Origin of the sequence: Tsukamurella sp. NPDC003166 (assembly GCF_040611135.1) — a bacterium.
GTDB lineage: Bacteria > Actinomycetota > Actinomycetes > Mycobacteriales > Mycobacteriaceae > Tsukamurella.
In genome coordinates, this window is record NZ_JBEXNL010000020.1 from 81,440 (window position 1) to 87,732 (window position 6,293).

The 6,293-nt window shown below is 71.0% G+C and carries 6 protein-coding genes; 2 read left to right on the plus strand and 4 right to left on the minus strand.

What is annotated here, in order from left to right; all coding sequences use genetic code 11:
• From ABZX10_RS19315 to dapE, 4 genes are read right to left on the minus strand one after another with little or no spacing between them, the layout of a single operon-like run.
• On the minus strand, positions 1–1,812 hold the full coding sequence (locus ABZX10_RS19315; RefSeq protein ID WP_355543599.1) for a long-chain-acyl-CoA synthetase: 1,812 nt from the start codon (positions 1,810–1,812) through the stop codon (positions 1–3).
• Positions 1,813–1,822: 10 nt separating this feature from the next.
• The gene (locus ABZX10_RS19320; RefSeq protein WP_355543602.1) at positions 1,823–2,371 is read right to left on the minus strand and encodes a TIGR00730 family Rossman fold protein; all 549 of its coding nucleotides are present in this window, start codon (positions 2,369–2,371) and stop codon (positions 1,823–1,825) included.
• The gene (locus tag ABZX10_RS19325) at positions 2,368–3,153 is read right to left on the minus strand and encodes a TIGR00730 family Rossman fold protein (protein ID WP_355543605.1); all 786 of its coding nucleotides are present in this window, start codon (positions 3,151–3,153) and stop codon (positions 2,368–2,370) included. The genes ABZX10_RS19320 and ABZX10_RS19325 overlap by 4 nt, the downstream gene beginning before the upstream one ends.
• 10 nt (positions 3,154–3,163) lie before the next feature.
• Positions 3,164–4,240 carry a succinyl-diaminopimelate desuccinylase gene (gene dapE, locus ABZX10_RS19330; RefSeq protein ID WP_355543609.1) on the minus strand — a complete coding sequence of 359 codons (1,077 nt, stop codon included), beginning with the start codon at positions 4,238–4,240 and terminating at the stop codon, positions 3,164–3,166.
• 48 nt (positions 4,241–4,288) lie between these two features.
• Between dapE and ABZX10_RS19335 the strand changes: the two genes are divergently transcribed.
• Positions 4,289–5,287 carry a permease gene (locus tag ABZX10_RS19335; RefSeq protein WP_355543612.1) on the plus strand — a complete coding sequence of 333 codons (999 nt, stop codon included), beginning with the start codon at positions 4,289–4,291 and terminating at the stop codon, positions 5,285–5,287.
• Between the two features lies 1 nt (position 5,288).
• Positions 5,289–6,056 (plus strand): TIGR03943 family protein, encoded by a 768-nt coding sequence (locus ABZX10_RS19340; RefSeq protein WP_355543615.1) that lies wholly within the window; start codon positions 5,289–5,291, stop codon positions 6,054–6,056.
• Positions 6,057–6,293 lie beyond the last annotated feature (237 nt).

The following is a 6,293-nucleotide window of genomic DNA, read 5'->3' on the forward strand; positions in this document are numbered from 1 at the left end:
CTAGGAACGCAGGTCCGGGACCTTGGCGGCCGCGACGTCCGCCGCGTACCCGTCGTAGGCGGGGACGTAACCGTCCGCACCCCCGACGAAGACGTACAGCGGGTCGTCGCCCGTGTCCGCGAAGCCCTGCTGACGCAGCTCGCCCTTGAGGCTTTTGAACGTGGAGGTGACCTCCAGGCTGGGCACCACGCGCGCGTACAGCGGGATCGCGTACGCGGGCAGCTCGTTCCGCAGCACGGTGGCGAGGGCGGCACCGTCGAAATCCCGGCCCTCGGCGAGCTTCACGGCGGCCATGCCGGCCTTGCCGTCCGCGCCGGGGATCGCGACGCCGTAGACGATCGAGCCCTCCACCTGATCGGCCTCGTCGAGCGCGCCCTCGACCTCGGTGGTGGCCACGTTCTCGCCCTTCCAGCGGAAGGTGTCGCCGAGCCGATCGACGAAGGCGATGTGGTCGAACCCCTGCTTGGTCACCACGTCGCCGGTGTTGAACCACACGTCGCCGTCCTTGAAGCCGTCGCGGATCAGCTTGGCGTCGCCCGCCTTGCCGTCCGTGTAGCCGTCGAAGGGCGCGGCCTTCGTGATCTTGGTGAGCAACAGGCCGTTCTGCCCGCGCTTGACCTGCTTCATCCGGCCGCGCGAGTCCCGCAGGGGCCCAGCGGTGTCCAGGTCGTACTCGACGACGGCGTGCGGCAGCGGGCACAGCCCGACGGTGCCCTCGATATCGAAGACGTTGACGAAGGCGATGTTCGTCTCGCTGGCCGCGTAGAACTCCATGACCCGGTCGATCCCGAAGCGCTCCTGGAACTCCCGCCAGATCTCGGGCCGCATGCCGTTGCCCGCCGCGACGCGGATGGTGTTGGACTTGTCGCTCGGCTTCGGCGGCTGGTTGAGCAGGTACCGGCAGATCTCGCCGATGTAGATGAACATCGTGGCCGAGTTCTCGTTCGCCTCGTCCCAGAACTTCGACGCGGAGAACTTGCGTCCCACGGCCAGCGTGGCACCCGAGACCAGCACGGAGCCGAGCGCGACGAGCGCGGCGTTGTTGTGGTACAGCGGAAGCGGGCAGTACATGACGTCGTCGCCGCGCATCCGGACGGCCGTCGCTCCGAACCCGGACATGCCCTTGAGCCACCGGTAGTGCGTCATGATCGACGCCTTCGGCATGCCCGTGGTGCCCGAGGTGAACACGTAGAACGCACGGGTGCTCGCGGGCAGCGTGGCGGTCACCGCGAGGTTCTCGGTGGCGCGGGGGTCGCGCTCGCGCAGCTCCCGGGCCTGCCGGGCCAGTTCGTCGATGGTGAGCAGCACCCCGTCGGCGGGCCGGTCCGCGGCATCGAGCGAGTCGAAGGCCTCGAGGTCCTCCTCGCCGACGATGATCGTGCCGGTCTCGAGGATGCCGAGGCTGTGCGCGAGGACGGCGCCGCGCTGGTTGTAGTTCACCAGGCCCGCGGTGGCGCCGACCTTGACGATCGCCAGCATCGCCAGCACCATCTGCGGATGGTTGTGCATGACGACGCCCACCACGTCGCCCACCTTCACGCCGCGCTGCTCGAGCACGCGCGCGTACGTGTTCACCGTGGCGTTGGCCTCGCCGTAGCTGATGCCCTCGCCGTGGAAACGCAGGAAGTCGCGCGCCGGGTGCTGCCCGGCGCGCTTCTGGAACACCGTGCCGATCGTCTCCTTGCTGTTCTGCGTGCGCAGCAGGATCGACGGGCCCTCCTTGATCAGCAGGGGCAGGTCGGGCAGCAGCTTGCCGACGCCTCTGGCCAGGTCCGCGATGCCGACGGTGGTGTTCTTATGCGTAGAGCTCACAGCGGCGAGCCTACCGTGGGGCCGCCGTACCACGGCACGCGTCGAGGGCGGCCGTGACGTCGGTCGCTCGCTGCAGCCGGCCGAGAGCCGCATCACCGACGAACCCCCGCGCTTTGAGGCCGACGATCCAGTCCAGCAGCGGCGCGTAGAAGCCGTCGTGGTCCAGCACCACCACCGGCTTGTCGTGCATGGCCAGGTATCCCGCGGTCCACGCCTCGAAGAACTCCTCGAGCGTGCCCACGCCGCCCGGAAGCACCAGGAAGGCCTCGGCGTTGTCGTCCATGAGCTGCTTGCGCTCGCGCATGGTGTCCACCACGAGGAGCTCGTCCGCGCCGTGGTCCGCGACCTCGCGGGCGACCAGAGCCCGTGGGATCACGCCCAGGGTGTGGGCACCGCCGGCACGGGCTGCCTGTGCGACCGCGCCCATCATGGACACATGGCCCCCACCCCAGACCAGGGTGTCGCCGCCCGCCGCGATGCCCCTGCCCACCTCGGCGGCGAGGGCGATGTACTCCTCGGGCACGGGCCGCGACGCACAGAACACCGCGATCGCCGTCACGACGGGTCCACCGCGCTCGGGTCGATCTCGCGGGCGGCATCCGCGTCCACGATGATCTTGATCGCGTCGTCGACCGAGTCGGTGACCGTGATCAGGTCGGCGTCGCCGGGCGAGACCATTCCCTGTTCGGTGAGCGTGCCGCGGATCCAGTCCACCAGCCCGCCCCAGTAGGCGGAGCCCAGCAGCACGATCGGGAAGCGGGTCACCTTGCGCGTCTGCACCAGCGTCAGGGCCTCGAACAGCTCGTCGAGCGTGCCGAAACCGCCGGGCAGGCAGACGAATGCCTGCGCGTACTTGACGAACATCGTCTTGCGCACGAAGAAGTAGCGGAAGTTGATACCGAGATCGACCCAGTCGTTGAGGCCCTGCTCGAAGGGCAGCTCGATCCCCAGCCCCACCGACAGCCCGTCGGCGTCCTTCGCGCCGCGGTTCGCGGCCTCCATCGCGCCCGGGCCCCCGCCCGTGATCACCGCGTAGCCCGCGCGCGCGAGGCCCGCACCGAGCTCACGCCCGGTGGCGTACTCGGGCGAATCCTCTTTGATCCGAGCGGAACCGAACACGGTCACCGCCGGAGGCAGCTCGGCGAGCGCACCGAAGCCCTCGACGAACTCCGCCTGGATCCGCATGACGCGCCACGGGTCGCGGTGCAGCCAGTCCGCATCGTCCGCGTTCGCGAGCAGCCGCTGGTCGGTGGTCGACGACTCCGCGGCCGCCGCGCCCTGCACGCGCACGGGCCCGCGGTAGCGCAGGTAGAGATCCTGAGGGTTCTTATCCGCTGCCATGACGCACACGCTATCCGGCGAGGAAGGCCCGCAGCACGGCGGCCACCTCGGTGATCTGCGCCGTCTCGACCTGCTCGTCGCGCTTGTGGGCGTAGTTCGGATCGCCGGGGCCGAAGTTCACCGCGGGAATGCCCAGCGCCGCGAACCGGGAGACATCGGTCCACCCGTACTTGGCGCGGAACCGACCACCCGCGGCCGCCACGAGCTTCGCCGCGGCGGGCGCCCCCAGGCCCGGAAGCGCGCCGGGCGCCGCGTCGGTCACCTCGAAGCCCAGGTCACCGTCGGCGATGGGGCCGGCCAGGACCTCCCGGACGTGCGCGACGGCATCGTCGACGGTGCGGTCGGGCGCGAACCGGAAGTTGACGTCCACGAAGGCCTCGTCCGGCACCACGTTCCCGGCCACGCCGCCCTCGATCCTGACCGTGGAGAGACCCTCGCGGTACTCGCAGCCGTCGATGTCGACGGCGCGCGCCACGTACGCCTGCAGGGCGGTGAGCACGGGGCCCAGTTTGTGGATCGCGTTGACCCCCAGCCACGACCGGGCGCTGTGCGCGCGCACGCCGCTCGCGGTGATCCGCACCCGGATCGTGCCCTGGCAGCCCGCCTCGATGAGGCCGCCGGAGGGCTCGCCGAGGATCGCGACGTCGGCGGCCAGCCAGTCCGGGAGCTCGCGCTCGATCCGGCCGAGGCCGTTGAACTGCGAGGCGATCTCCTCGCACTCGTAGAAGACGAGGGTCAGATCGAAGGCGGGGTCGGCCATCGTCGCGGCCAGGTGCAGGAAGACCGCGTCGCCGCTCTTCATGTCGACGGTGCCGCACCCGTGCAGGATCCCTCCCTCCCGGCGGCTGGGCACGTTGTCGGCGATCGGCACCGTGTCGAGGTGGCCGGCCAGCATCACGCGTTGCGGCAGACCGCGATTCGTCCGAGCGAGCACGTTGTTGCCCACCCGGAGCACCTCGAACCGGCCGAGGGCGCGCAGCGCAGCCTCGACCTCGTTCGCGATGGTCTCCTCGTCGTGGCTCACGCTGGGGATGTCCACCAACGCGGCGGTGAGGTCGATCGGGTCCGAGGCGATGTCCAGAGTCACACCCCCAGGCTATCGGCACTCCGGGCGCCCGCGCGGCACACTGGACGCGTGCCCGAACTCCTCGCGAAACGCTCGTTCCCCGCGGTGACGGTGCTCGTCGTAGTCGTGTGCGCGGCGATCGTGGCGGCGCGGCCGCTCGCGGCGGGCATCGACGCCCGCCCCGAACTGCGCACGGCGGCGACGGTGTTCGTCGGGATCTTCGTCCAGGCCACGCCGTTCCTCGTCCTCGGCGTGCTGGTGAGCGGCGCCATCGCCGGGTTCGTCTCGGCCGACGCCCTGCGGCGCGTGCTGCCTCGGCGACGTGCGGCGGCCGTCGTGGTCGCCGGTGTCTCGAGCGCAGCGCTCCCGGGATGCGAGTGCTCCGCGGTCCCGGTCGCGGGGCGGCTGCGCGACCGCGGGGTCCCCGACGGGGTCGCCCTCACCTTCCTCCTCGCCGCCCCGGCCGTGAACCCCGTGGTGATCATCGCCACGGCGGTCGCGTTCCCGCAGGCCCCGGTCATGGCCGCCGCACGGCTCGTGGGATCGCTGACGACCGCGTTGATCGTGGGCTGGTTCTGGCTCGTCGTCGGCAGGCCGGAGTGGATCCGGCGCCCCCCGGACGCCGCACTGGCCGCGGCGCTCCCGGCGGGCGTGCGCGGAAAGCTGGCCCTCGCAGGTGAGACGGCCCGGCACGACCTCGTGGAGTCGGCCGCCTACCTCGCGGCGGGCGCGGCGCTCGCGGCGGCGCTGCACGTGCTCGTGCCCGCGTCGTGGATCGACCATCTCGCCGGGAACATGGTGCTCACGATCGGGGTGATGGCGGCGCTGGCCGTGGTCATGGCGCTGTGCAGCGAGGCCGACGCCTTCGTCGCGGCGTCGCTGACCTCGCTCCCACTCGTCCCGCGCCTGGTCTTCCTCGTCGTCGGGCCGGCCGTCGATCTGAAGCTCATGGCGATGCAGACCGGCGCCTTCGGCCGTCGGTTCGTCGCCCGGTTCGCGCCCCTGTGCGTCGTCGTCGCCGTCGGGTGCGGCACCGCAGCGGGCGCACTGTTCGTGGGGTGGCGGTGAGATGAACCGACCCGCCCGGAACCTGCTCCTACTGCTGTTCGGCAGTGCCGTCGCGATCGCCACCGCGACCGGTACCTACCTCAATTACGTCCGCCCCGTGATGTTCTGGTTCCTGGCCGCCTCGGCCGTGGTGATCGTGGTCCTCGCCGTCGGCGGAATGGCGGCCGATATCGCCGAGGCGCGTGCGGACGAGGAGTCGGCGGACCACATCGGTGCCGCCGACACTGTCGCGCCCGCCGGTACCCTTCCCCACGACGACGCGCAGGGGCACGGGCACGGCTCGGGCCGCGTCGGATGGGCCCTGCTCGTGCCGGTGCTGCTCCTGTTGTTCTGCGCGCCGCCGGCCCTCGATCCCGGGGCCACGCAGCGCACCGTCGTCGTGGCCGCGACGAGGGACGAGCCCGGACGCGCCTATCCGCCCCTGCCTGCGGGAAGCGCCCCGCACATCTCCCTCAACGACTTCCAGAACCGCGCGGTGTCGGACACCGCCGGCACGCTGAATCGGGACGTGACGATGACGGCGTACGTGACCCACATCGACGGGCGGCCCTTCCTCGCGCGGGTCATGATCTGGTGCTGCGTGGCCGACGCGCGCCCCATCGAGATCGAGATCAAGGGCTCCCCCGCGCTCCCGCCGGACGGGAGCTGGGTCACCGCCGTCGCCCGGCTCGTTCCCGGGACCGCGACCCGCGCACGCCACTACCGGCCGATCGTGCGTCTCGTGAGCGCCCACCCGGTCCCGCAGCCGAGCCCGCCCTACGACTCCTAATGGGTGTTGATCGGTTGAACCGCACTCCGCTGCGAGGCGGATGCGCGGACACTGGTCATCGAGTTGCCGGTCCGGTGAGCACTACCCGACCCTGGAGCACCTGATTCCTAAGGCTAGATCGTGCCCCGGCCGGTAGCGAGACTCCGTGTAAGCGCTGATGGGATGGCGTGCCGACCGGGACCGTATCCGGTGTGAGCACTGATCCATTAGGTCGCCGCCTGCGGATTCTCCAGCTCA